The 24765-nt window shown below is 63.5% G+C and carries 21 protein-coding genes; 12 read left to right on the forward strand and 9 right to left on the reverse strand.

Going from position 1 to position 24765, the window contains the following annotated elements:
* Nucleotides 1-12 precede the first annotated feature (12 nt).
* Both BFX80_RS01385 and BFX80_RS01390 read right to left on the reverse strand, forming a co-directional pair.
* A complete protein-coding gene (locus tag BFX80_RS01385) occupies nt 13-1677 on the reverse strand; it encodes a peptide ABC transporter substrate-binding protein (protein WP_164850245.1) in 1665 nt (554 codons plus the stop codon).
* 150 nt (nt 1678-1827) lie between these two features.
* Nucleotides 1828-3453 (reverse strand): peptide ABC transporter substrate-binding protein, encoded by a 1626-nt coding sequence (locus BFX80_RS01390; protein ID WP_084207796.1) that lies wholly within the window; start codon nt 3451-3453, stop codon nt 1828-1830.
* Nucleotides 3454-3882: 429 nt separating this feature from the next.
* Here BFX80_RS01390 and prfB point away from each other — a divergent pair.
* The 6 genes from prfB to BFX80_RS01420 all read left to right on the forward strand — a co-directional run bounded on the left by prfB (nt 3883) and on the right by BFX80_RS01420 (nt 9373).
* A protein-coding gene (gene prfB, locus BFX80_RS01395; protein ID WP_103751451.1) for a peptide chain release factor 2 occupies nt 3883-4981 on the forward strand; the annotation gives its coding sequence in 2 pieces (ribosomal slippage) (nt 3883-3957 and nt 3959-4981; 1098 coding nt in all).
* A 162-nt stretch (nt 4982-5143) separates the two neighbouring features.
* On the forward strand, nt 5144-6682 hold the full coding sequence (lysS, locus tag BFX80_RS01400; RefSeq protein ID WP_077377722.1) for a lysine--tRNA ligase: 1539 nt from the start codon (nt 5144-5146) through the stop codon (nt 6680-6682).
* Nucleotides 6683-7035: 353 nt separating this feature from the next.
* Nucleotides 7036-7419, forward strand: coding sequence for a hypothetical protein (locus BFX80_RS01405; protein ID WP_084207797.1), 384 nt, complete (start codon nt 7036-7038; stop codon nt 7417-7419).
* Between the two features lie 225 nt (nt 7420-7644).
* Nucleotides 7645-7956, forward strand: coding sequence for a BolA family protein (locus BFX80_RS01410; protein ID WP_077377728.1), 312 nt, complete (start codon nt 7645-7647; stop codon nt 7954-7956).
* Between the two features lie 2 nt (nt 7957-7958).
* The gene (locus tag BFX80_RS01415) at nt 7959-8870 is read left to right on the forward strand and encodes a hypothetical protein (protein WP_084207798.1); all 912 of its coding nucleotides are present in this window, start codon (nt 7959-7961) and stop codon (nt 8868-8870) included.
* Entirely contained in the window at nt 8867-9373 is a 507-nt protein-coding gene (locus BFX80_RS01420; RefSeq protein WP_084207799.1) for a GNAT family N-acetyltransferase, read from the forward strand. The genes BFX80_RS01415 and BFX80_RS01420 overlap by 4 nt, the downstream gene beginning before the upstream one ends.
* Before the next feature lie 127 nt (nt 9374-9500).
* Here BFX80_RS01420 and zapB read toward each other — a convergent pair whose 3' ends face one another.
* On the reverse strand, nt 9501-9761 hold the full coding sequence (zapB, locus tag BFX80_RS01425) for a cell division protein ZapB (RefSeq protein ID WP_077377738.1): 261 nt from the start codon (nt 9759-9761) through the stop codon (nt 9501-9503).
* Between the two features lie 180 nt (nt 9762-9941).
* Nucleotides 9942-10592 (reverse strand): 16S rRNA (guanine(966)-N(2))-methyltransferase RsmD, encoded by a 651-nt coding sequence (gene rsmD, locus BFX80_RS01430; protein WP_084207800.1) that lies wholly within the window; start codon nt 10590-10592, stop codon nt 9942-9944.
* Between the two features lie 106 nt (nt 10593-10698).
* On the opposite strand from rsmD, the gene ftsY reads away from it, so the two are divergent.
* The 5 genes from ftsY (at nt 10699) to BFX80_RS01455 (ending at nt 18019) form a co-directional block, all read left to right on the forward strand.
* Entirely contained in the window at nt 10699-12318 is a 1620-nt protein-coding gene (gene ftsY, locus BFX80_RS01435) for a signal recognition particle-docking protein FtsY (protein ID WP_084207801.1), read from the forward strand.
* Nucleotides 12315-12983, forward strand: coding sequence for a cell division ATP-binding protein FtsE (ftsE, locus tag BFX80_RS01440; protein ID WP_084207802.1), 669 nt, complete (start codon nt 12315-12317; stop codon nt 12981-12983). Before ftsY ends, ftsE begins: the two co-directional genes overlap by 4 nt.
* The gene (ftsX, locus tag BFX80_RS01445; RefSeq protein ID WP_127734385.1) at nt 12980-14050 is read left to right on the forward strand and encodes a permease-like cell division protein FtsX; all 1071 of its coding nucleotides are present in this window, start codon (nt 12980-12982) and stop codon (nt 14048-14050) included. The genes ftsE and ftsX overlap by 4 nt, the downstream gene beginning before the upstream one ends.
* 257 nt (nt 14051-14307) lie before the next feature.
* Nucleotides 14308-15183: an RNA polymerase sigma factor RpoH gene (gene rpoH / locus BFX80_RS01450; RefSeq protein ID WP_084207803.1), complete on the forward strand. Its 876-nt coding sequence runs from the start codon at nt 14308-14310 to the stop codon at nt 15181-15183.
* A 178-nt stretch (nt 15184-15361) separates the two neighbouring features.
* Nucleotides 15362-18019, forward strand: coding sequence for a putative bifunctional diguanylate cyclase/phosphodiesterase (locus BFX80_RS01455; protein ID WP_139345486.1), 2658 nt, complete (start codon nt 15362-15364; stop codon nt 18017-18019).
* Between the two features lie 78 nt (nt 18020-18097).
* Here BFX80_RS01455 and slmA read toward each other — a convergent pair whose 3' ends face one another.
* The 5 genes from slmA to coaBC all read right to left on the reverse strand — a co-directional run bounded on the left by slmA (nt 18098) and on the right by coaBC (nt 23335).
* Complete coding sequence (slmA, locus tag BFX80_RS01460; protein WP_077377757.1) at nt 18098-18715, reverse strand: nucleoid occlusion factor SlmA; 618 nt, start codon at nt 18713-18715, stop codon at nt 18098-18100.
* A gap of 115 nt (nt 18716-18830) precedes the next feature.
* Nucleotides 18831-19748, reverse strand: coding sequence for an acetylglutamate kinase (gene argB / locus BFX80_RS01465; RefSeq protein ID WP_084207805.1), 918 nt, complete (start codon nt 19746-19748; stop codon nt 18831-18833).
* Between the two features lie 231 nt (nt 19749-19979).
* The gene (locus tag BFX80_RS01470) at nt 19980-21362 is read right to left on the reverse strand and encodes a phosphomannomutase/phosphoglucomutase (protein ID WP_084207806.1); all 1383 of its coding nucleotides are present in this window, start codon (nt 21360-21362) and stop codon (nt 19980-19982) included.
* A 182-nt stretch (nt 21363-21544) separates the two neighbouring features.
* Nucleotides 21545-22003, reverse strand: coding sequence for a dUTP diphosphatase (gene dut / locus BFX80_RS01475; protein WP_077377766.1), 459 nt, complete (start codon nt 22001-22003; stop codon nt 21545-21547).
* Nucleotides 22004-23335: a bifunctional phosphopantothenoylcysteine decarboxylase/phosphopantothenate--cysteine ligase CoaBC gene (gene coaBC / locus BFX80_RS01480; RefSeq protein ID WP_084209576.1), complete on the reverse strand. Its 1332-nt coding sequence runs from the start codon at nt 23333-23335 to the stop codon at nt 22004-22006.
* Between the two features lie 409 nt (nt 23336-23744).
* Between coaBC and radC the strand changes: the two genes are divergently transcribed.
* A complete protein-coding gene (gene radC, locus BFX80_RS01485; RefSeq protein WP_077377769.1) occupies nt 23745-24419 on the forward strand; it encodes a RadC family protein in 675 nt (224 codons plus the stop codon).
* Nucleotides 24420-24765: the final 346 nt, after the last annotated feature.

Raw genomic sequence — 24765 nt, forward strand, 5'->3', positions numbered from 1 at the left:
GGCTGTGGTCTGTCAGTGCGAGGTGTCGATATGCAGATAGCGACTCGGGTGAACGTCCAGCGCGTTGGGGGCCCAGCCGCTGATGGCGGGGGTCACGAGGCTGGAGGTGACGTAGTCGTAGAGCGGCAGCACCACATCGTGGTCGAGCAGATACTGCTCGGCATCGTGCAGTTGTTGCCGGCGAGCATCGTCATCGCCCTCGCGCGCCGCCGCCTCGATCAGCGCATCGTAAGCCGGTGAGCTGAGCCCGGGTGCGTTGGAGGTGTTGTTGCTGCTGAAGGCGTTCAGGAAGTCGTAGGCATCGGCGATGGTCGCGATCATGCCGTAACGGCCGACCTCGAAATCGCCCAGCGCCAGATCCCGGTAATGCACCGCGGCCTCGGTATTGGTCAGCGTCACGTGCACGCCCAGCGGCTTCCACATCGCTCCGAGCGCCACGGCGATCTTCTTGTGGTCTTCCAGGGTGTTGTAGCGCAGGGTCAGCTCAAGCGGGTGGTCTGGCCCGTAGCCCGCGTCTGCCATCAGCTCGCGGGCCTTCGCCATGCGCCGGTCCATCGACCAGTCAGCGAAGTCGAAGCGCGCGCCCTGATGTTCACTCAACGCCTCGGGCACGAAATGCCAGGAGGGGATCTGGCCCATGCCGAGAATGCGCTCGGTGATCACCTCACGACGCGTGGCCAGATTCAGCGCGCGACGAATGCGCCGGTCCGCCACGGGCGAGCCCTCGCGCAGATTGAAGACATAGAAGTACTCGCCGAGGATCGGGTAGGTGTGCAGGGCCTCGGCCAGATTGTCCTGAATCCACGCGTAGTGGCTGGCGGGTACGCCATAGGCGATCTCGACTTCACCCGCACGGAAGCGATTGAGCGCGGCATGGCTCTCCTCGATGGGCAGGTAGACCACCTCGTCGAGAGTGACGTTCTGTGCGCCGTGATAGCGCGCGTTGGGTGTCAGCGTGATATGCGACTGCGGCGCCCATTCCTTGAGCACGAAGGCGCCCGAGGTGACCATGTTGGCCGGCCGCGTCCAGTCAGCGCCATTGGCCACGATGACATGGCGTGGCAGCGGGGCGGCTTCGCTCATCGCCAGCGTCTGCGCCAGTGTTGCCGACGGATGACTGAGCGTGATGGTGAGCGTCTGCGCATCGGGCGCGGCCACGCCGAGCTGATCCGGGGGCAGCGCGCCGGTATTCACCGCGCGGGCATTGACGATCGGGTAGTAGAGGGTGGCGTTGTGGGCCGCGGTAGCCGGTGTCAGCAGGCGGCGCAGCGCAAAGACTGCATCCTCGGCGGTCAACGGCGTGCCGTCTGACCACACAAGCCCCGCGCGCAGATGGAAGGTCCAGATCCGTCCATCGGCGGACGACTCCCAGCGCTCTGCCAGCCCGGGAATCAGCTCGCCGTCGGCGGAGTAGGCGATCAGCGGCTCGAACAGATCACGCACGATGCGTGTCTCCCAGGTGCCGCTGGTCTGTTGCGGGTCCAGCGAGCCGGGTTCGGCGCCATTGGCGATGCGCAGGATCTGTTCGTCCTGGCTTGCGGGGCTTATGGAGCTTGTGGAGCTTGTGGCTTGTGCGGCCATGGCGCTGCTGGAAGCGCTCATGGACACGGAGAGAACGGACAGCAGCAGGCCTGCGCCGAGGCTTGCCGCGCATTGCATCGAGGAAGTGGGGGACATGCGTCGACTCCTTGTCACGCCCGTGGGGCGCGACGGCATCTTCTGGTGCCATCCTTGGCAGATGCCACGCGGCTGCCCCGGTGGACAGCCGCGTGAACCCATGACATTCGAGAGAGCGGCGAGCCTGGTCAGAGGCTCAGCAGGCTCGCCTCATTCGGAGAACGAGACCCAGCGTGAGCGGTGGATATCCTCGATGTTGCCCTGCCAGCCGCTGAGCTTGGGATTCACCAGGTTGCGTGACACGTAGTAGTAGATCGGCAACACGGCGTAGTCATCCAGCGCCTTGCGCTCGGCGTCCTGCATCAGGGCTTCTCGGTCATCCATGTCGAGGGTATCGGCGGCCTTTTGCATGTCGTCATCCAGCGCCTTGTTGGAATAGGCGCCGTAATTGTTGGGCACGCCGGTTTCCAGCAGGTTGAGGAAGTTCTGGGCGTCGTTGTAATCGCCGATCCAGCCGGCGCGACCGACATCGAACTTGCCCTGGCGCATGTCCTCGTAGTGCACCGCCACCTCGGCATTCAGCAGATTGACCTTCACGCCCAGCGGCTTCCACATCGCGGCGGCGGCGATGGCCACCTTCTTGTGGTCTTCGCTGGTGTTGTAGCGCAGGGTCAGCTCCAGCGGGTTGTCCGGGCCGTAGCCGGCGTCCTCCATCAGAGACCTGGCCTTCTGCATGCGTTCATCCATCGACATGTCCTTGAAGGGCATCTCCTGGATGTCGTAGTGGTTCACGCCGGTGGGCACGAAGCTGTAGGCCGGCACTTCGCCGGTGCCGAGAATCTTGTCGGTGATGATGTTGCGGCGGATGGAGAGGTTGAGCGCCTCGCGCACCCGCGGGTCTGCCGTGGCATGGCCGTCGCGTGAATTGAGCACGTAGTAGTAGATACCCAGGTAGGGCGCGACGTGGGTGGCGTCCGGCAGATTGTCCTTCAGCCAGCCGTATTGCTGGGTGGGGAATTCGCGTGCGATGTCGATCTCGCCGGCACGGAAGCGCTTCAGGGCGCTGTTGCGCTCCTCGATGGGGTAGTAGATCACCTCATCCAGCGCGACCTCCTTGGCATCGTGGAATTCAGGATTCTTGACCGCGACGATGCGGGTCTGCGGCTGCCACTCGCTCAGCTCGAAGGCGCCGTTGGAGACCATCTTGCCGGGGTCGGTCCAGTCCTTGCCGTACTTCTCCACCACATGTTTCGGCAGCGGGTAGGCGGTGTAATGCGAGAGCTGGTCCAGGAAGTAGGGCGTCGGGCGCTCGAGGGTGATCTCGAGAGTGTGGTCATCCACGGCTCGCACGCCGAGGGTATCCGGCTCGGCCTCGCCGCTGTTGATGGCCTTGGCATTCTTGATCGGATACAGGATGTAGGCGTAATCCGAGGCGTTCTCGGGTGTCATGATGCGCTTGAGCGCGTACACGAAGTCCTCGGCGGTCACCGGCTCACCGTCAGACCACTTGCCGTCCTGGCGCAGCGTGAAGGTATAGGTCTTGCCGTCATCGGAAATCTGCCATGACTCGGCCGCGCCGGGGATGCGCTCGCCATCGGCGGCTTCGGTGACCAGCCCCTCGAAGAGATCGCCCACCACGTCATTTTCCCAGGTGCCGGAGATCTGCTGCGGGTCCAGCGAGGCCGGCTCTCCCATGATCGCCAGCTTGAGCGTATCGGCCATGAGGCCCGGGGAAGCGGCGATGCTCCCGGCCAGCAGCAGGGAGCTTGCCAGTCGCTTGAGCGCGAAGCGCTTGGGGAGGGCCGGCGCATGAGACGAGGAGTGCAGTAGTGCCATGGTAGGGAGGCTCGCTATTGTTGTTAGGGGGAATACGAGTGATGCCTTCTACCATCGAGTCTTTTCCTGCCTGCTGTCCATGTTAAAAAATGGATAGCTCATGCATGCATTCGATGATCGCCATGCAAGACACGGAAAATCGGGCGTTCTGGGGCTGACAGCCGTTTGAATGACTTTGGTCGCAGTCGCATGGAAGGCAGGCAGCTGCCGGCTGGCGGGCAGCGTGACGGATACCCGAGAGCGTCCTTCGGCCACCTGGCCACGGATGATGGGGCGGGCATGGTCGCCACGCCGGGAAATGGCTACAATATCGGGCTTCGCGCGCTGTCGATCTGCGCAGGTGTCCAGTGGACAACGTCTCGCAGGCTGTCCCCTTCGACAGGGCTGTCGCGCCCCATTCACGCATCATCGCCTCAAGACAGGACGACCATGCAAGAGATCAATCCGATCACCAACCTCATCAAGGACCTGTCCGAAAGGGCAGAAGTCCTGAGGGGGTATCTTTGACTATGCCGAAAAGCAGGATCGGCTAGAGGAAGTCACTCGCGAACTCGAGAATCCGGATGTCTGGAATGACCCGGAATACGCGCAGAAACTCGGCAAGGAGCGTGCGTCGCTGGAGCTGGTCGTCAAGACCCTCGACGACATGAGCAACGGCCTGTCCGACTGCGCTGACCTGCTGGAGATGGCGGTCGAGGAAGAGGATGAAGGCACCGTGGACGAAGTCGTCCGCGAGCTGGATCAGCTCAAGGCCAGTCTCGAGAAGCTCGAGTTCCGCCGGATGTTCTCCGGTGACATGGATGCCAACAACGCCTACCTCGACATCCAGGCCGGCTCCGGTGGTACCGAAGCTCAGGACTGGGGCAACATGCTGCTGCGCATGTACCTGCGCTGGGCCGAGCATCACGGCTTCAAGACCGAGATCGTCGAGGCGAGTGCCGGTGAAGTCGCGGGCATCAAGTCCGCCACCATTCACATCGAGGGCGACTATGCCTTCGGTTGGCTGCGCACCGAGCTGGGTGTGCACCGTCTGGTGCGCAAGAGTCCCTTCGACTCCGGCGGCCGTCGTCACACCTCGTTCGCGTCCGTGTTCGTGTCGCCGGAAATCGATGACAACATCGAGATCGACATCAATCCGGCCGATCTGCGCACCGATACCTATCGCTCCTCCGGTGCCGGTGGTCAGCACGTCAACACCACCGACTCCGCGGTACGTATCACCCACATCCCGACAGGGATCGTGGCGGCCTGCCAGACCGAGCGCAGCCAGCACTCCAACCGTGACCGCGCCATGAAGATGCTGAAGGCGCGTATCTACGAAGCCGAGATGCAGAAGCGCAACGCCGCCAAGCAGGAACTCGAGGACTCCAAGTCCGACATCGGTTGGGGCAGCCAGATCCGCTCCTACGTCCTCGATGACCAGCGCATCAAGGACTTGCGGACCGGTGTCCAGTCGAGCAACTGTGACAAGGTGCTCGACGGCGATCTCGATGACTTCATCGTCGCCAGCCTCAAGATGGGGCTCTGATCGCGAGGAGACTCGCGAACCAGCGCCCATTCGCCTCCGCCGGTATCGCCGGCGGAGGCCACGAATTCCCGAATCGCGATCAGTCCTGATGCGCTATCCCCAGGCTGATCTTGATCTGTCGTGGCTTTGGCCATGACCCTTTGATACGAGACAGGCCCCTCCATGTCGACAGAGCAGACCCCCGCCATTGATGAGCAGCAGGCCGCCGAACAGGCTCAGGAAGAGAATCGCCTGATCGCCGAACGTCGCGCCAAGCTGAGTGCCCGCCGTGAGCAGGCCGCCGCCGAAGGCAAGAGCGCCTTCCCGAATGACTTCCGTCGTGACAGCCTCGCCGCTGACCTGCAGGCGGAGCTGGGCGAGAAGGACAAGGCCGAGCTGGAGACGCTGGACCGCAAGGCCGCCGTCGCCGGGCGCATCATGCGCAAGCGTGGCCCCTTCATCGTGCTGCAGGAAGTCTCCGGCCAGATTCAGCTCTATGTCGACAAGAAGGGCCTGCCGGAAGCGCTGCTCGAGGACATCAAGGGCTGGGACATCGGCGACATCGTCGGTGCCAGTGGCCCGGTGCACAAGTCCGGCAAGGGCGATCTGTACGTCATGATCGAAAGTGCCCAGCTGATGACCAAGAACCTGCGTCCGCTGCCGGACAAGTTCCATGGTCTGTCCGACCAGGAAATGCGCTATCGCCAGCGCTATGTCGATCTGATCATGAACGAGCAGTCACGTCGCACCTTCGCGCTGCGTGCCGGCATCGTCGCCTCCATCCGTCGTTTCCTCAGCGACCGCGGCTTCATGGAAGTCGAGACGCCGATGCTGCAGCAGATTCCGGGTGGCGCGACCGCGCGTCCGTTCATCACGCACCACAATGCGCTGGACATGGAAATGTACCTGCGCATCGCCCCGGAGCTGTACCTGAAGCGTCTGGTGGTGGGTGGCTTCGAGCGCGTGTTCGAGATCAACCGCAACTTCCGCAACGAAGGGCTGTCGACGCGTCACAATCCCGAGTTCACCATGCTCGAGTTCTACTGGGCCTACGCGGACTACCGTGACCTGATCGCGCTGACCGAAGACATGATCCGCACCGCAGCTCAGGAAGTGCTCGGCACTACGCAGATCACCTGTCAGGGCAGCGAGTACGACCTGAGCCAGCCGTTCATCCAGATGACCATGCGCGAGTCGATCATCAAGTATGGCGATGGCATCACCGCAGCCGACCTGGCCGATTACGACGCCGCACGCGCCACGGCGGAGCGTCTCGGTATCCAGGTCAAGCCGATCTGGGGGCTGGGCAAGCTCGAGACCGAGATCTTCGAAGCCGTCGCCGAGCACCGTCTCGACCAGCCGACCTTCATCACCGAGTACCCGGCCGAAGTCAGCCCGCTGGCGCGTCGCAACGATGCCAACCCGCACGTGACCGATCGCTTCGAGTTCTTCGTCGGTGGCCGCGAGATCGCCAATGGCTTCTCGGAGCTCAACGACGCCGAAGATCAGGCCGAGCGCTTCCAGGCTCAGGTGGCCGAGAAGGATGCCGGGGATGACGAAGCCATGTTCTACGACGCCGACTACGTGCGCGCGCTGGAATACGGCATGCCGCCGACGGCGGGTGAAGGCATCGGCATCGACCGTCTGGTGATGCTGCTGACCGACAGCGCCTCCATCCGCGATGTGCTGCTGTTCCCGGCGATGCGTCCGCAGCAGGGCTGATCGCGCTGCTCGCCTCCCGTGGTGAGTCATCGTGACGAACCGCGCTGATGGCACTTGCGACGCCTCCGATCCTCGATCGGGGGCGTCGTGGTCTCTGCAGGGCGACATTGGCTGACGACGAGCGGTGGCCGAGGCGCAATCGTCACGGATGAGGCGAGGCGGTGCTTGGCTTTGTTGCCTGCGAGCGGCCATAATGGTCGGCGTCCTGTCAGTCAGCCGTTTCATGGTGCTGAAGCTGACGACAGTATCGTCGAGGTCTACCGTGCGAGAGCGTGTGCCGGCTGTGTCGAGCCACCCACGATGGCGGTGTCCTGCCTTGGGAATTGTCCCCTGAATGTCCTGGAGAGTGCAGAATGAAGCTGCTTAACCGTTCCGCCCTGAGCGTCAAGCCGACCCAGGCGTTTGTCGACTGGATCAACTCGCTGGAATCCGAAGGTGAGGGAGGTGAGGATCTGGCGCTGGAGGATGTCAATCAGGAGAGTACCGTCTACCTGATTCCCGAGATGGACACTCGCGAAGCGCTGGATGGCTTCGTGTCCGAGCGCTGGCTGGACGTGCTGGAAAGCGAGCTGCGCGCCTGGGAGGAAGACACCCGCCATTGGCCGGAGCCGATGGACAAGGCGCTGTTCGAGCGCTTCCTGACCGTCGAGCACAGCTACCTGGCCGTTGACCTGGATGACGAGGCGCCGCTGGAAGTCTGCGAAGTGGACGACGAGCTGCTGGCGGATCTCGATTGAGTCCGTCGCGCGCCGTCTGTTGACGTGACGGCGCTGTCAGTCAGCGCGACAGGCGTTACAATGGCCTCGGGCAATGTGCTCGGGGCCATTTGCGTTCTGTGGCGGCTTTCCCCGTGGTATCTGCCACGCGGTACCTGTCACGTGGAGCGCCCTTTTCCCGACATGTCGTTTCATTTCACCTGCCGTCCATCCGCTCGGCGGCTGCCCCATTCAAGGAGATCGCGCATGAGCGTCCAGGCCCGGATAGAAAGCAAGCTAGCGACGCTCGACCCGCTGATGGTCGAGGTCGTCAACGAGAGCCACATGCATAGCGTGCCGGCCAATTCCGAGACGCACTTCAAGGTCACGCTGGTCAGCGAGCGCTTTGACGGCCTGATGCCGGTCAAGCGTCACCAGCTGTTGTACGCCCTGCTGGATGAAGAGCTCGCCGGCCCCGTCCACGCGCTGGCGTTGCATCTGTATACCCCGCAGCAATGGACGGCGCGCGGCGGTGAGATTCCCGAATCCCCCAACTGCCTGGGCGGTGGCAAGCACTGACCATGACCTCTGAACCGCAACGCCTGCAATACCTGGACGCCATGGGCCTGACCGCCTGGGTCGGTCGCTATCAGCTGCCCAATGCGCTGCCCACCGAGGCCTGTGAATGGCCAGAGCCGGTGGTGGCTGAGCCGGTGGCACCTCAGGCACGTCTGCATGCGCTGATTGAAGAGGCGCCGCAACCGACGGTGAGCTCGCCGCAGGCGGAGCCGGCTCCTGCGCGAGCACCGGGACCATCGCCTGCCGCCAGTGCGCGCGCCCTTCTGGGCATGGCGCCGGCCGAGGCCTCCGTGGCCACGGCCGTGGCGACGGGGGACGAGTCAAGCAGCACGGCCTCCTGGGGAACGCCACCTGCTCAGGCGACGACGGAGACAATGGTCGAGGCGCAGGCCACGCCTCCGGCCGACCAGCCGCCGCTGCGATTCAGCGTACAGCTGGCAGCACTCGACGGACGCTGGTTGGTCATGTTGCCCGGTGATGAGGCGCCGCATCTGGAAGGCGAGGCGTTGCTGAAGGCATTGTGGCGGGCGGCAGGCATCACGCCGACGACAGACCTGACGTTCAGTCACTTCCGCTGGCCATTGCTCGCGAACCTCAAGGCCAGTGCACCGCTGGATGAGGCTCGGGAGGGATTGCGGGCCTTCCTGAATGGCCCCGCACGCCGTGATTGGCAGCCCGAGCGGGTCCTGATCTTCGGCAATCGCGAAGACTGCGCGACCCTGCGTGAGGTGCTGGGCATCACCTCCTCCTCGGGAGACGCCGAAACCTCAAGCCTGCTGGACATTCCCGTCTGGCAGGGGCCCGAGCTTGTCACGCTGGCGCGCTCCAGTGATGCCAAGCGCCAGCTGTGGCCGCTGCTGATTCGCTGGGGAAAGGCGTGGTCCCGCGGGATGACGGAAGGCACGTCGTCATGAGCGGGGCTGACGGCGAGACGGGCGCGGTGCGCAAGCTGGTGCTGGATGATGCGACGCTGGCGGCATTGCAGGCCATCGAGAGCACCCAGGCGCATGGGCTCTCCAGATGCCAGCTGGCGGATGTGCTCAGCGATGCCTCACGCTGCATTCTTGGCTGGCATGCGCCAGCCACGCCTGAGCGGTTGGCGGGATTCGTGGTACTGGCGCGCGGCCCTTTCGAGGCCGAGATCGAGGCGATCACCGTGCATGCTGACCTGCGCGGTCAGGGCATCGGGCGGGCCCTGTTGCAGGCAGCGATCGAGCGCGCCAGACAATGGCATCATGCCACGGGGCTGGAGCGCCTGTTGCTGGAGGTGCGAGCAGGCAATGACGCGGCGCGTGCGCTCTATGCGCATGCCGGGTTCCATGTGGATGGCGTGCGGCGCGGCTACTACCCGGCCTTGCCTCCTGCGCCCTCGGGAACTCGCGAAGATGCGCTGCTGATGTCGCTGTCACTGGAGTGAGGTGCCGACCGGACATCTCTTCAGAGGCTGGCCTTCTGGGGCACATCGCAAGCGACTGCTGACAGAGACGACAACGCCGCCGACAGGAGACTGTCGGCGGCGTTGTCGTGCTGCAAGGCCAGAGTGATCAGGCGCTCTGGGTCTCGCTCTCGTTCTCGCTGAAGCGGGCGATCAGGCCTTCCAGACGGCTCGCCCACTGGTCGCGCTCTTCCTGCAGGCGCGCATTGGCCTGACGCAGCTGCTCCAGTTCCTCGCCCTGGCCTTGCTTGGCGTCGCTCAGACGCTGGTTTTCTTCCTTCAGCTCATCGACTTCCATCTTCAGCATCTCGATGGAGTCGATCGCCTGGCCGACTTTCTGCTCAAGCTGGGTAAAGAGTTCAGTGCTCATGCTATCTCCTTGTCGGGCCCCAAGGGCTCGAGGGTGTTCGTTGAGGGCGGTAAAAGTATGCGGTGAATGCTGGTGCGATGAAGATCGGCCACCCCGGCAGTCCCTGCCGGAACGGCGCAGCGATACCCGCCTGCAGGCAGACTACGATGCTGCCTTTATCGACACAAGCGCGAAAGGTGCTCAGGCCGGTTGCTGGCGTCGATAGAGGCGTCCGTGACTGTCGCCGGCGCGACTCTCGCGATGCAGCTGCCAGTTGGCGGGGACCTGAGGCGTCAGCTCCGCCTCGACTTCCAGATAGATCATGGCGCCATCCTTCAACCAGCCCCGCGACTCGAGCAGCTCGCAGCTCTCGGCGGCGAGTCCGAGCCGGAAGGGCGGGTCGAGCAGGACCAGATCCACGCCCTCCTCGGGCGGGGTGCCGCTCTGTAGCCAGTGGATCACGTCGGCGGTGATGACCGTCGCCGGCAGCTGGCCTTCATTGCTCAGGGTCGTGATGTTGTCGGCCAGCGCCCGAGCGACACGGCTCTCGCGTTCCACGAAGGTGACCTGGGCTGCCTCCCGTGACAGCGCCTCGAGTCCCAGTGCGCCGCTGCCGGCGAACAGATCCAGTACTCTGGCGCCACCGACATGAAAGCCGAGCCAGTTGTAGAGTGTCTCGCGAACGCGGTCTGGCGTCGGCCGCAGGCCGGGCGCCTCGATCACGGTCAGCAGGCGGCGCTTGAAACGTCCGCCGATGATTCGCAGACGCCCCGCTGGCCCTGCCTTGCCAGAGCGCGAGGGGGCTGAGGATTTGCCCCGTGCGGGGCCTTTGTGAGGTGCGCGTTTTTTCATGCCGCGAGTCTAGCATGTGCGACGCCGGATGCCGCGTGGTGCGTACCTTAAGGCCTGAAGGGATGGTAGGATGACGCCACTTTCACGAGTTCAGGACTGTCTCGCCATGTTCGGTTTTTTCAAGCGCAAGAAACACAAGGCTCAGGAGCAGCAAGCCTCCGAGCAGCAGGCCCTCGAGCAACAGGCTCTTGAACAGACACAAGATGCCACGCCCCACGAGCAGGACTCCGGCAAGCAGGACACTGCCGAGCAGGCAGCCCAGCTAGAGGCCGAAAAGGCGGAAGCCGAGCGCCTGGCCGCCGAGGAAGCTGCCCGTGTCGAGGCTGAAAAGGCGGCAGCTGAGAAAGCCGAAGCCGAGCGTCTCGCCGCCGAGGAAGCTGCCCGTGTCGAGGCTGAAAAGGCGGCAGCTGAGAAGGCCGAAGCCGAGCGTCTCGCCGCCGAGGAAGCCGCCCGTGTCGAGGCTGAAAAGGTGGCAGCTGAGAAAGCCGAAGCCGAGCGTCTCGCCGCCGAGGAAGCTGCCCGAGTTGAAGCTGAGAAGGCTGAAGCTGAGCGCCTCGCCGCCCGCGAAGAAGAAGAGCGCCTGGCTGCCGCGCAGCTGGCCGCCATCGAGGCCGAAGAACAGGCCGCGCTGGAGCAGGCTCGCCTGGAAGAAGAGGCCCGTGCTGCCGAAGTCGCCGTGGCGGAGGCTGATGCCACGGTAGACGATGAGGATGCCCGCGATACGGCGCGCGATGGACGTGAGAAGCCGCGTCGTGGCTTCTTCGCGCGCATCAAGGCAGGTCTAGGCAAGACGCGCGCCAACCTGACCGAGGGTGTCGCCAGTCTGTTCCTCGGCAAGAAGCAGATCGACGATGAGCTGATGGAAGACCTCGAGACCCAGCTGCTGATGGCAGATGTGGGCATCGAGGCCACCACCGAGATCATCGACAACCTGACCGCGCGCATCTCGCGCAAGGAATTGAAGGAGCCGCAGGCGCTCTACGAAGCGCTGCAGGAAGAGCTGCGCGTGATGCTGGCGCCGGTCGCGAAGGATCTCGAGCTGCCGGCCAAGGGCGATGGCCCCTTCGTGATCCTGATGATCGGGGTCAACGGGGTCGGCAAGACCACCACCATCGGCAAGCTGGCCAAGCGCTACCAGAGCCAGGGCCGCAGCGTGATGCTGGCGGCGGGCGATACCTTCCGTGCCGCAGCGGTGGAACAGCTCAAGGTCTGGGGCGAGCGCAACAAGGTGCCGGTCATCGCGCAGCACACCGGTGCTGACAGCGCCTCGGTCATCTATGACGCCCTGGAAGCCGCCAAGGCGCGTAACGTCGATATCCTGATCGCCGATACCGCGGGTCGTCTGCACAACAAGAGCCACCTGATGGAAGAGCTCAAGAAGGTGCAGCGCGTGATGGCCAAGCTGGACGTCGCCGCGCCCCACGAAGTGATGCTGGTGCTGGATGCCGGTACCGGCCAGAACGCGCTGTCACAGGCCTCCACCTTCCATGAAGCGGTCAACATCACCGGCCTGACGCTGACCAAGCTGGATGGTACCGCCAAGGGTGGCATCATCTTCGCGCTGGCCAAGCAGCTCAATCTGCCGATTCGCTACATCGGTGTCGGGGAGGGAGTGGATGATCTGCGGCCCTTCGCGGCGGACGATTTCGTCAACGCCCTGTTCGCGCGTGCCGGAGAGGAAGAGGATGCACGTCCGGCGGATGGCGCGGAGACACGCGAGGCATGATTGCCTTCGAGCATGTGGGCAAGCGCTATGGAGGGCGCTTCGATGCACTCGCCGGGCTCGATTTTCGCATCGAGCGTGGCGAGATGGCGTTCCTGACCGGGCATTCCGGGGCAGGGAAGAGCTCATTGCTCAAGCTGATCATGCTCCTCGAGCGTCCCTCGCGTGGCCGTATCCTGGTGGCCGGGCACGATATCGGACGCCTGCATGCCTCGCAGGTGCCTTACTACCGCCGCCAGATCGGTGTGGTCTTTCAGGACCATCAGCTGCTGAGCGATCGCAACATCTTCCACAACGTGGCGCTGCCCCTGATGATCCAGGGGGGCACGCCGCGCGAGCAGGCGCGTCGCGTGCGTGCCGCTCTCGACAAGGTGGGCCTGCTGCATCGTGAGAAGGCGCTGCCCATCGAACTCTCCGGGGGGGAGCAGCAGCGCGTGGGCATCGCGCGTGCGGTGGTCAACAAGCCAGCCTTGCTGCTGGCGGATGAGCCGACCGGCAACCTGGACCCGAAACTCTCGACCGATATCATGCGTCTGTTCGAGGACTTCAATCGCATCGGTACCACGGTGATGATCGCCAGTCATGATCTGGCGCTGATCGCGCGTCTGCACCATCGCACGCTGGAGCTTTCCGACGGTCGCCTGATTGCCGACAAGGAGGCCCGATGAGCCCTCCCCGCACTCACCACGAGTCCTCGTCCGACAAGCGCCAGGCGGGAAGAGGTCGTGCCGCCAAGGCCGCCTCGGACGCTGTCGAATCCACGGAGTCTGTCGAGCGTCAGGCGCGCAAGGGCGCGCGCTCCAGCCGGATTTCCGTCGAGAGTCGCTATCGCAGCTGGCTGCGTCATCATGGCGCCATGGCGCGTGACAGCGCACGCCGTCTGCTGGTCACTCCGGTCGCCAGCCTGCTGACCATGCTGGCGATCGCCATCGCGCTGACACTGCCTGCCGCGCTGTGGCTGGCGCTGGACAGCGCGCGCCTGCTGGACAATGAGCTCAATGACAGCGCTCAGCTCACCCTCTATCTCGAGACGTCGGTCGACGAGAGCCAGGCACTGACGCTGTCGGACAAGCTGCGCGGCGCCCCGGGCGTCGGGGGCGTACGCCTGATCACTGCCGCCGAGGGCATGCAGGAATTCGCCCAGGCACTCGATCTCAAGCGCTCACTAAGCCTGCTGGACGACAACCCCTTGCCGGCCAGCATCGTCATCACGCCGCTGGATACCTCGCCGGAATCCGTCCGCGATCTTGCCGCACGCCTCGAGGGCGAGCCGGGCGTCGAGAGTGCACGGCTGGATCTGGCGTGGCTGGAGCGTCTGCGTCAATTGAGTGAGCTGGGTCAGAAAGTGACGCTGGGACTTGCGCTACTCTTCGGACTGGGAGTGCTGCTGGTGGTAGGCAATACCATCCGGCTGTCGGTGGAGAGCCGCCGGCAGGAGATCGAGGTCGTGACCCTGATCGGTGCGACCCACGCCTTCGTGCGGCGTCCCTTCCTTTATAGCGGTGCCTGGTATGGCCTGGGCGGCGGGTTGCTGGCGTGTGGCATTCTGGCGCTTGGCGGTAACTGGTTGGCGGCACCCGTGACGGCTCTTGTACAAAGTTATGGCGGCAACTATGTGTTGCCCGCACTGGGCATCACAGGGGGTACCACGCTGCTGTTTTCGAGTACAATACTGGGTTGGTTGGGGGCCTGGATCGCGGTCGGACGTCATCTGGCGAGTATTTCTCCGCGCTGATGCCGATCTTTTTTCGCGGTTTTCCGCCAGTGTTCCTCTCCAGAAAGGTCATCAGTTACGCTCCGGAAACAATTGCGCCGGGCGTCAGTGAAGGGGCTGGTGGGTGGTTAAACGTACCGCACACCCGCTGGCGTTACGAAGCGCTACTCGTCATGACAATTGTACACGTCATGTACAGCTATTGACGGGAACCTGTCGCAACCTTCACAGTCTCACTACTTGCATGCGTGTTAGGCAACCATGGAGACATCTGCATTATGAGCACCAGTCTTCAGCCACTTGGCCACCTGTCACCGGGTCAAGATCTAAACGGCTATATCCAGTCGGTGAACCGTATCGCTGTGCTTACTGCTGAAGAAGAGCATGAGCTTGCCCTGCGGTTGCATGAAGAGAATCATCTGGAGTCGGCCCGTCGACTCGTCATGTCGCACCTGCGCTTCGTGGTACATATCGCGCGCAGCTACAGCGGCTATGGCTTGCAGCAGGCGGACCTGATCCAGGAAGGCAATGTCGGCCTGATGAAAGCGGTCAAGCGCTTTGACCCCCATCAGGGCGTTCGCCTCGTGTCCTTTGCCGTGCATTGGATCAAGGCCGAGATTCACGAGTTCGTGCTGCGCAACTGGCGCATCGTGAAAGTCGCGACCACCAAGGCCCAGCGCAAGCTGTTCTTCAATCTTCGCGGTGCCAAGAAGCGTCTGGCATGGCTGAACAATGAAGAAGTGGACGCCATCGCAGGCGACCTGGACGTCAAGCCATCGGTGGTACGCGAGATGGAAAGTCGTCTCTCGGCTCACGATGCCGGCTTCGATGCGGGTCCCAGTGATGACGAGAGCTCCGCTTACCAGGCGCCGGTCAATTATCTCGAGGACCACAGTCTCGATCCGGCGGCTCAGGTCGAGCAGCAGGATCTGGAAGATGACTCCCACGGGCGTCTGCTCAAGGCACTGGCAGCATTGGATGAGCGTTCGCGCGATATCCTCCAGCAGCGCTGGTTGAGCGACAACAAGGCGACGTTGCACGAGCTGGCAGACATCTACAGTGTCTCGGCAGAACGTATCCGTCAGCTGGAAAAGAACGCCATGAAGAAGCTGCGTGAATCGATGGGTGACATGAGCGAAGGGTTCGCTGCCTGACACTCCCTCGCTGACTTCCCGCAGTAGATGAAGCCCCGCCGGTGTTCCGGCGGGGCTTCTGTCGTTGAGGGACAGTGAAACGACCGGCTATGGCAGTAGACAGTTGTATCGTGCAACAGAATGTTTCATTCTGTTGCACTACGCTAAGCGGTCATTTCCCTTCCTCATTGGTGGCTATGTGGACCCGATTACCTCGCGTCAACCAGGCACACATTCACTGTGGCGCATCCTTGGCATCAATGTCGCTTTGCTGGTGGTGTTGGGCGGGCTGTTTCTGGCGGGACAATGGTTTGATGTCCGCGAACAGGAGATGCAACGCCTCGAAGCGCTCGATACGCAACTGCACATCTCGACTGAACAGCTCGTGGCGGATGTCGCCCGCGAGATGATGGTGCTCGAGCGTGTGTTGCACGAGGAGACACCAAGACAGTGGAGAGGCTCGCTCGAGAGTGCGCTGGGGCGTCATCCGGCGCTGGTCTCCCTGATGATGGTGCCGTTCGCCGATTATCGTGGCAGCAGCCTCAATCAGATCGGTGTCGGGCGCAGCTGCAAGTGGCAGCTCTCGCAGGCCGAGGCGCAATCCCTGCCCGGCAGAAGCAATCTGTTGTTCGGTTCGGCATTGCCTCTCGGGTCCGGACAGCCCGGCTTGCCTTTCTATCGCCATATGCAGCTCGAGGACAAGGCGTGGCTGCTGATCGGGTGCCTGGATTTCTCGGAGTCCAGAAGTCTGCTGGCCAATCCGGGGGCGGATGACGGGCAGCGCCTGCGCCTGTTCTCGACCAACGGACTGCTGCTGTTTTCCAGCCCCCAGGAGCACGCGCTGGGGGTGACGGGAAAGTTGCCGTTGCCGACGCTGGCCAACATGGGCAAGTACATCTCCGAGCGTGGCGTGCGGCGTTATCACGTGGACGGCTTTGATGGCCGTCCGCGCATGGCGGCGGGCAGTTTTATCGCACCACTCAAGCTGTTCAGCGTCGTCAGTCAGCCTGTCTCGAGCCTGTGGTGGGTCTGGTGGCAGCGTATCTGGTTCGGTCTGCTGCTGGGAGGCATCTTCCTGGTGGTGCTTGGCGTGATGATCGCGCGTGCCGAGCGGCAACGCAGTGAGCGCCACGATGAGCTGGAGGGCGAGCTCGAATCGATGGCGGCGCGCTCGCGTACTCTGGTGACCTTGATGGATAACCTGCCCGGCGTGGTGTATCGCATCGAGGTCAACACCGGCACGCTGACCTTCATCAGCAGTGGCGCCGCGGAATTGTTCGGACGTTCGGCCGAGTCTCTGGTCGGGGCCGGCATCACTCTCAATGAGCTGATCCATCCCGAGGATCGCCCGTCCGTCGCGTCGGCGCGTCACTGGGCGATGTGCGCTCAGATGCGTCATGAACAGGTGTTCAGAATCGTCGCGGATCACGAGCGCTGGGTGCTGGACCGCAGCGTGATGATCGAGGGAGAGGAGGGTGTACGTTACTGGGAAGGCCTGCTGCTGGATATCAGCGCCCACAAGGAGTCGGAGCGTCAGCTCGACTACCTGGCGCGCCACGATGCCTTGACGGGGCTCTACAACCGCAAGGCCTTCATGGCGGCGGCGGATGAGCGGGTCGCGATCGGAGGCGTGATGATCTATGCCGACATCGATCGCTTCTCGACGGTGAATGATGGCCTGGGGCATGAGGCGGGGGATCAGCTGCTGGTCTCGATCGGTGAGCGCCTGCGGCGCATCCTGCCGCCCGGTGGCCTGGTCGCGCGTCTCGGGGCGGATGAGTTCGGCCTCTATTTCCCTCAGGTCGGCGAGCAAGCCGAGCAGATCGTGGCCGATGTCCAGCAGAAGCTGGAGCGCCCCTTCACGATTCTCGGGCGTCCCTTGATCATCAGCCTGACGGCCGGCTACTCCCTGGCCGAGGCAGATGGTGATGCCCAGGCGTTGATGCTCAATGCGGACGTGGCGCTCTATCATGCCAAGTCGCGTGGCGATCATGCCCTGCGCTGGGAGTCCTCGCTGGACAAGCATGTCGCCTCGCGCATGACGCTGGAGCAGGACCTGCGTCAGGCCATCGAGCGCCAGCAGCTCTTCCTTCACTACCAGCCGCAGCTGAACGCGGCGGGAGAGCTGCTGGGGGTCGAGGCGTTGCTGCGCTGGCAGCATCCTGAGCTGGGCATGATCTCTCCGGCCCAGTTCATTCCGCTCGCGGAAGAGACGGGACTCATCTTCCGGCTGGGGCGTTTCGTGCTGGAAGAGGCCTGCGCCCAGATGGTGCGCTGGCAGGAAAGCGGCCTTTACATGCCGCGCATGGCCGTCAACCTCTCGGCGCGCCAGCTGACCTCGGGCTATGAGCATGAAGTGATCAGCGTGCTCGAGAGTCAGAATCTCGCGCCGACGCGCCTGGAGGTCGAGGTCACGGAGACCCTGTTGATCCAGGACATGGAGGGTGGGCTCAGCGTACTGAGAGCACTGCGGGAGCTCGGTGTGCGTGTGGCGCTGGATGACTTCGGGCAGGGATACTCGTCACTGTCCTATCTGTCTTCCCTGCCGCTGGATGTGCTCAAGGTCGACCGCAGCTTCGTGATGAAGATGGACGCTCTGGCGGAAGATGCGTCCGAGCAAGGGCGCGGCGGTCAGGTGGCCAGCGAGCAGGGAGCCAATGAGCAGGCCATCCAGCTGGTAGGTGCCATCATCAGTCTGGGGCATTCGATGGGGCACGAGATCGTGGCGGAAGGTGTCGAGACACAGGCGCAGTTCGAGGGGCTCAAGCGATTGCGCTGCGACAGTTATCAGGGCTACCTGCTGGCGCGCCCGATGACGGCGACGGCCATCGTCGAGCGTTATGGGCCTGGCAACTGAGTCTGCACGTGAAGGTGGCATGAAAAAGCCCCCGTCTCTTCGAGGCGGGGGCTTTTCTTTTGCTCAAGCGGAGGGCCGTCAGACGGCAATCCGCTCCTGGCTGCTCAGCAGCAGGTCGCGACTCAACAGTCTCCACTGTTCTTCCCAGTGCTCGGTGGGTCGCTTGCGATAGTCGCTGCGGACATACTGTCCGATGCGGCCTTCGGCACTGGCCAGCAGGAGATTGGCTGCGGCTGTCACGGTAATGGCAGGCCGCAGGCCTTCACGAGGCTCGGCCTCGCGCAGTACCTGCTTGAGCTGGGTCTCGAGACGTTCGAACAGCTGCGCCATGCGCACGCGCAGACGAGCCGTCTCCCCGGTCAGGGCATCGCCGTTGAGCAGGCGGCACAGTCCGGGATTCTTCTCGGCAAAGCCAAGCAGCAGGCTCAGGATATGGTGCACCCTGGCATGAGCCGTATCGTTGTCCTGCAGAATCAGCGCGATGCGCTCGAACAGGGTGCTCTCGATGAACTCGATCAGCCCTTCGAACATGCGCGCCTTGCTGGGGAAGTGACGATAGAGTGCAGCCTCGGAGACGCCGACCTGACGTGCCAATGCCGCGGTGGTGATACGTTTGCCGCTGTCCTCTTCCAGCATCAAGGCAAGTGCCTGGAGGATCTGTTCGCGACGTGATTGTTTTGGATTCGCCTGCGTCATGGAATCTTGTCATTTCTCGCGGCCTGCAGCGATGTGCTGCGGGCGGGTCCGTGTCCTGAGGCGTGTCGCTGGCCTCGCGCGAATCACCGGAAGTCTGGCCCCGGCTTTATGCTCTTCATGCCTTGGAGGTGTCCGGATCAGCATTGCTGATCAAGGTGCCGACACCGGCATTGGTGAAGATTTCCAGCAGGGTGGCATGCGGTACGCGACCATCGATGATGTGTGCACTGCGCACGCCCTGCTTGACGGCATCCAGCGCGCAGCTGATCTTGGGCAGCATGCCGCCATAGATGGTGCCATCCTCGATGAGTCCATCCACCGCTTCGGTGGTCAGCCCCGTCATGACTTCGCCCTCGGCGTTCAGAAGGCCGGCGACGTTGGTCAGCAGCATCAGCTTCTCCGCCCCCAGCGCTTCTGCGACCTTGCCGGCGACCAGGTCGGCATTGATATTGTAGCTGCGTCCCTCATCGTCGACGCCGATCGGCGCGATCACCGGAATGAAGTCATTGCGGGTCAGCAGCTCGATCAGATCCGTCGAGACATGCTCGACTTCACCGACGTGACCGATATCGATGATTTCCGAGGCATTCATGCCCGGCATGTGGCGGGTGACCTTGAGCTGACGCGCGCGAATCTGGCCGCTGTCCTTGCCGGTGACGCCGATGGCCTTGCCGCCGCACTGGTTGATCAGATTGACGATGCCCTTGTTGACCAGGCCGCCCAGTACCATCTCGACCACATCCATGGTCTCTGAGTCGGTCACGCGCATGCCGTCGACGAAGCGTGATTCGATGTTCAGCTTCTTGAGCAGGGCGCCGATCTGAGGGCCGCCACCGTGCACGACCACCGGGTTGATGCCGACTTCCTTCATCAGCACCATGTCGCGGGCAAAGGAGTCGATCAAGGTATCTTCGGTCATGGCGTTGCCGCCGTATTTGACCACCACGGTCTTGCCCGAGAACTGCTGGATATAGGGCAGGGCTTCGGACAGGACCTCGACCACCTGGTGCGGGTCGCGGTTGGCGTGGCTCATCAACGTATCACTCCACAGAAATTGGGTCCGAAAGGAGAGTTCGGACGCTGTCACTCGAGACTATCACTTGCGTTACGCCTGCGCGCACCACGTCATGGAAAGAGGTGATGGCAACCGGCGCTGCCATGGGAAAGAGTCACCCGGGCCGGGGAGTCAGCGGACCGGCACGGCGGTCATCCTGCTGCCGCGCCGGTCGTTGATCGCCTGCCCGGGCCGATCAGAACGCCTCGATCAGAACGGGGCGGTGATGCTTGGCTCGGCCTGCTTCAGTGCGGCGCGGAAGCTGTCCTTGATGCGCTCCAGCGCCGCCTCTGACTTGCCTTCGAAGCGCAGTACCAGCACCGGTGTGGTGTTGGAGGCGCGGCACAGGCCCCAGCCGTCGGCGTAGTCGACGCGAATGCCATCCAGCGTGGTCTTCACGCCGTCGTCACCGAAGTCACCTTCGCTGGCCAGTCGCTCGACGATAGCGAACTTGGTCTCATCGGTCACTTCCACGTTGATCTCGGGGGTGCCCAGATCCTGCGGATAGCGTGCGAAGAAGGTGTCGGCATCGACATCCTGCTTGGCGAGGATTTCCAGCAGACGCGCCGCGCCGTAGAGGCCATCGTCGAAGCCGAACCAACGCTCCTTGAAGAAGATGTGGCCGCTCATCTCGCCGGCCAGGGCCGCGCCGGTTTCCTTCATGCGCGCCTTGATCAGGGAGTGGCCGGTGCGCCACATTTCCGGTGTGCCTCCCGCCTTCTCGATCACGGTGGCCAGGTTGCCGGTGCACTTGACGTCGAAGATGATGCGCGCGCCCGGTACACGTTCAATGAGGTCTTCCGACAGTGCCATCATCAGACGGTCGGGATACAGGATCTCGCCCTTGGGCGTGACGACGCCGAGGCGATCGCCGTCGCCATCGAAGGCCAGACCGATGTCCGCGCCGGTTTCCTGCATGGTTCTGATCAGGTCCTGCAGGTTCTCCGGCTTGCCCGGGTCCGGGTGATGGTTCGGGAAGTTGCCATCGATCTCCTCGAACAGCGGGATGGTCTCGACGCCGAGGCGACGGATCAGCTCCGGGCCCAGCTCACCAGCCACGCCATTGCCGCAATCGACCACTGCCTTGAGCGGGCGCTTGACGACCACGTCGCCGGTAATCTGATCCAGGTAGCGTTCGCGCACGTCTTCTTCACGCAGGCTACCTTCGCCTTGCGCCAGATCGCCTTCCTGCAGGCGGCGATAAAGGTCGGTGATGGTGTCGCCGGACAGGGTCTCACCCGCCAGCACGATCTTCAGACCGTTGTAATTGGCCGGGTTGTGGCTGCCGGTCAGCATCACGCCGGAGCGGGTGCCTTCCAGGATATTGGTGGCGTAGTAGAGCACCGGGGTCGGCACCATGCCGATGTCGATGACATCACGGCCGGCATCGCGCAGGCCGGCAATCAGCGCCTTGGACAGGCGCGGGCCGGAGAGGCGACCATCGCGGGCGACCACGACGGTGGACTCACCGCGTGCCGCGGCTTCGCTACCGATGGATTGGCCGATGGCGCGCACGCCGTCTTCGGTGAGGGTCTCATCCACGATGCCACGGATGTCGTAGGCGCGAAAAATTGAAGCGGGTACCTGACTCATGGTGCATCCCTGTCGGTTGAATCAATCGTGAGAAGTCATGGCCGGCATGCCGTGCGAACACTATCGCGGCATGCCGACGGGTGCGGCTAGCAAGCGGTTCCATCTGTCACGGAGCGCTGTCGGGTTTCGGTGGCGAGTCGTCTGCAATGAGCTGTCAGTGACGGCCTGTCAGTGACGACCCGTCAATGACGACCAGAATGGCCAAAGCCGCCTTCACCGCGCTGGCTGGCCTCGAATTCCGTGACCTCGACCAGTTCGGCCTGTACAACCGGGACTAGCACGTACTGTGCCAGTCGCTCACCGGGTTCCAGCACGAACTCGCTGTCGCCGCGGTTCCAGACCGAGATCATCAGTTCGCCCTGGTAGTCGGAATCGATCAGACCGACCAGATTGCCCAGCACGATGCCGTGTTTATGCCCCAGACCGGAGCGCGGCAGGATCATGCCGGCCAGTGCGGGGTCGGCGATGTGGATCGCCAGGCCGGTACGCACCAGCTCACAGGCGCCCGGGGCCAGTGTCAGCGGGGCATCCAGCAGTGCGCGCAGGTCCATGCCGGCACTGCCGGGAGTCGCATGGTGGGGTAGCGGGTAATCGCGAACGCGCTCGTCGAGGATCTTGAGTTCGAGCCGGGGGCGGGTCATCTAAGGTGTTTCCTGGTCATCGATGGCGGAGGTCGCCATGTTCAAATTGGCGGCACCATGGAGGGCGCCGTCTTGATGCAGTGCCAGTGCGCGCTCGAGAATCGCACGCGCCAGCGCAATCTTGGGGCAGGCTGCGATGGCCTGTTCATGCAGTCTGTCATTTGCCTGGCCGGGGCGTCGCCACACCAGGGTGGCGGCATTGCTGTCACTGCCGAACCCCAGTCCCGGGGTGCTGACGTCATTGGCCACGATCATGTCGAGACGCTTGCGTGTCAGCTTGTCGCGGGCATAGCGAAGGACATCGCGAGTCTCGGCGGCGAAGCCGACCACCAGCGGAGCGGGCTGTCCGTTGGCGCGCCGCGCCTGACTCTGCTCGGCAATGCCGGCAATGATATCGGGATTGCGGATCAGATGGACCTGCATCTGTTCTTCGCCGACCTGCTTCTTGAGCTTGTGCTCGGCGACAGCGGCAGGTCGGAAGTCGGCGACGGCGGCGCAGCCGATGAAGACCTGGCTATCCTGCAGCGCCGCTTCGGCAGCGCCTTGCATCTGCAAGGCTGACTCGACATCGATGCGCTCGACGCCAGGCGGTGTGGGCAGGGCGACAGGCCCACTGATCAGGCGAACTCTTGCGCCCAGTGCCGCGGCTTCGCTGGCCAGGGCATACCCCATCTTTCCGGAGCTGTGATTGCTCAGATAGCGCACCGGATCCAGCGCTTCCCGGGTCGGACCGGCGGTGATGGTGATGGTCAGGCCCGCTGCCGGCAATGGTGCCGGCTCGCCCTCGTCGAGCAGCTCGCTCAGACCGGCGACGATCTCTTCTGGCTCGAGCATGCGCCCGGCTCCCACGTCGCCGCACGCCTGTTCGCCGCTGGCCGGGCCGAGCAGCGTCCAGCCATCGGCACTGAGCTGCCGGGCGTTGCGCTGGGTGGCAGGGTGCGCCCACATCGCCTGATTCATCGCCGGGGCCACGACCCAGCGTGCGTTGTTGGCCAGGCACAGGGTAGTGATCAGATCATCGGCACGGCCATGGGCCAGGCGGGCCATGAGGTCGGCAGTGGCGGGGGCGATGAGAATGACCTCCGCCCAACGCGCCAGCTCGATATGTCCCATGCCGGCCTCTGCCTCAGGATCGAGCAGCGAGGTATGCACGGGATTGCCCGACAGCGCCTGCAGGGTCAACGGCGTGATGAAGGCCTGGGCACCTTCGGTCATGGCGACGCGTACCTCGCACCCGGCCTTTTTCAGCAGACGAGTGATGAGCGCCGCCTTGTACGCTGCGATACCGCCGCTGATGCCCAGCAGAATGCGCCGTCCGGCGAGTGAGTGCATGGTGTCCTGCATCCCTGATCCGTCAATGTCAAAGCTCTCGCGTTCGCCTCTACCATATCACCGTGATGCAACCTTGCGTAGCGTCGCTGGCCGGGCACGCCGTCTGTCGCGGGTGCGGACACTGACCTGTCGCGGGTGCGGACACTGACCTGTCGCGGGTGCGGACACTGACCTGTCGCGGTACGACGAGCCGCGAGCCAGGAGGGCTCAGCCAGCCAGAAAGCGCGCCAGGCATGCAAGCGTTGAGAGTGACGCTGGCGGCAGTGACGGGCGAAGACCACGCTTCTCAGTCCAAATGCTGATGTCGCGTCATGCTCCTTGGCGTGTCGGTGGGCCTGCCCTGAGGCAGGCATGGCCACTCTCGTGGCGCGCCGGATGTCAGCATCACTGTCACGAGAGGAGAATGTGCATGGGCATCAGGGAGTGGCCAATCGGGGAGCGGCCCCGTGAGAAGCTTCTGTCATCGGGGGCTGCTGCGCTATCAGATGCCGAGTTGCTGGCAATCTTCCTGCGAGTGGGAATCAAGGGACGTTCGGCGGTGGACCTGGCGCGCGACCTGTTGACCACCTTCGGCGGGCTGCGCCCACTGCTGGAAGCCAGTCAGCAGGATTTCTGTGCCGCGCGAGGCCTGGGAGATGCCAAGTACGTACAGTTGCAGGCGTCGCTGGAGCTGTCCCGTCGACATCTGGAAAGCCTGTTGATGCGCGGGGCGGCATTGACCTCACCGCTGCTGGTACGGCGCTACCTCTCCTCTCATCTGCGTGATCTGCCACATGAGGTCTTCGCCGCACTCTTCCTGGATAGTCAGCATCGCGTCATTCGCTTCGAGACACTCTTCACCGGCACGCTGGATGCTGCTGCCGTCTACCCGCGCGAAGTGGTCAAGCGGGCGCTGGCGCTCAACGCGGGCGCCTTGATACTCGCCCACAACCATCCCTCCGGAGTGGCGGAGCCCAGTGATGCCGATCGTCGTATCACCCAGCGCCTGGAAGAGGCGTTGGGGCTTTTCGATATCCGGGTGCTGGATCACTTCGTGGTGGGGGACGGCGAGGTGATCTCCTTCGCCGAGCGTGGCTGGTTGTGAGCCAGGCATCGCCTCGGTCTTGTGCGACCTCTTTCGGCAAGGCGCTGAGACGAGAGCAGGGGGGAAGAGAAGGAAGAAGAAGGAGCGGATGGGAAGGAGGCGCCCTGCGGATGTCCGGTCTGGTCAATTGTCGGGCCTGCCGGGTGACAGGGATTGCAAAACAGGGCGTCGATTGTGGTAATGTTGCGCCTCCCGTACCACCCACCACAGAATTCGCGACCACTCTGGCCGACATTGGCTGAGTGAAGCGTCTGGCTAAGCAAGCGTCTGTACCGATGTGACAGCTCGGGCGAAGCGTGTTGGCGAAAAAAATCCGTCTTGGGCGTGCTTTCGCGTTCCTCTTCGG

The sequence above is a fragment of the Cobetia marina genome, from assembly GCF_001720485.1.
Taxonomy (GTDB): domain Bacteria; phylum Pseudomonadota; class Gammaproteobacteria; order Pseudomonadales; family Halomonadaceae; genus Cobetia; species Cobetia marina.

Bases quoted from the DNA above. Each gene is read 5' to 3' on its own strand.
- slmA (WP_077377757.1), bottom strand. From the start codon at position 18,715: ATGACGCAGGCGAATCCAAAACAATCACGTCGCGAACAGATCCTCCAG.
- coaBC (WP_084209576.1), bottom strand. From the start codon at position 23,335: ATGCACTCACTCGCCGGACGGCGCATTCTGCTGGGCATCAGCGGCGGT.
- rsmD (WP_084207800.1), bottom strand. From the start codon at position 10,592: ATGAAAAAACGCGCACCTCACAAAGGCCCCGCACGGGGCAAATCCTCA.
- ftsY (WP_084207801.1), top strand. From the start codon at position 10,699: ATGTTCGGTTTTTTCAAGCGCAAGAAACACAAGGCTCAGGAGCAGCAA.
- BFX80_RS01470 (WP_084207806.1), bottom strand. From the start codon at position 21,362: ATGAGTCAGGTACCCGCTTCAATTTTTCGCGCCTACGACATCCGTGGC.
- radC (WP_077377769.1), top strand. From the start codon at position 23,745: ATGGGCATCAGGGAGTGGCCAATCGGGGAGCGGCCCCGTGAGAAGCTT.
- BFX80_RS01415 (WP_084207798.1), top strand. From the start codon at position 7,959: ATGACCTCTGAACCGCAACGCCTGCAATACCTGGACGCCATGGGCCTG.
- BFX80_RS01390 (WP_084207796.1), bottom strand. From the start codon at position 3,453: ATGGCACTACTGCACTCCTCGTCTCATGCGCCGGCCCTCCCCAAGCGC.
- BFX80_RS01385 (WP_164850245.1), bottom strand. From the start codon at position 1,677: ATGTCCCCCACTTCCTCGATGCAATGCGCGGCAAGCCTCGGCGCAGGC.
- BFX80_RS01405 (WP_084207797.1), top strand. From the start codon at position 7,036: ATGAAGCTGCTTAACCGTTCCGCCCTGAGCGTCAAGCCGACCCAGGCG.
- rpoH (WP_084207803.1), top strand. From the start codon at position 14,308: ATGAGCACCAGTCTTCAGCCACTTGGCCACCTGTCACCGGGTCAAGAT.
- BFX80_RS01410 (WP_077377728.1), top strand. From the start codon at position 7,645: ATGAGCGTCCAGGCCCGGATAGAAAGCAAGCTAGCGACGCTCGACCCG.
- ftsX (WP_127734385.1), top strand. From the start codon at position 12,980: ATGAGCCCTCCCCGCACTCACCACGAGTCCTCGTCCGACAAGCGCCAG.
- ftsE (WP_084207802.1), top strand. From the start codon at position 12,315: ATGATTGCCTTCGAGCATGTGGGCAAGCGCTATGGAGGGCGCTTCGAT.
- dut (WP_077377766.1), bottom strand. From the start codon at position 22,003: ATGACCCGCCCCCGGCTCGAACTCAAGATCCTCGACGAGCGCGTTCGC.
- lysS (WP_077377722.1), top strand. From the start codon at position 5,144: ATGTCGACAGAGCAGACCCCCGCCATTGATGAGCAGCAGGCCGCCGAA.
- argB (WP_084207805.1), bottom strand. From the start codon at position 19,748: ATGAGCCACGCCAACCGCGACCCGCACCAGGTGGTCGAGGTCCTGTCC.
- BFX80_RS01420 (WP_084207799.1), top strand. From the start codon at position 8,867: ATGAGCGGGGCTGACGGCGAGACGGGCGCGGTGCGCAAGCTGGTGCTG.
- zapB (WP_077377738.1), bottom strand. From the start codon at position 9,761: ATGAGCACTGAACTCTTTACCCAGCTTGAGCAGAAAGTCGGCCAGGCG.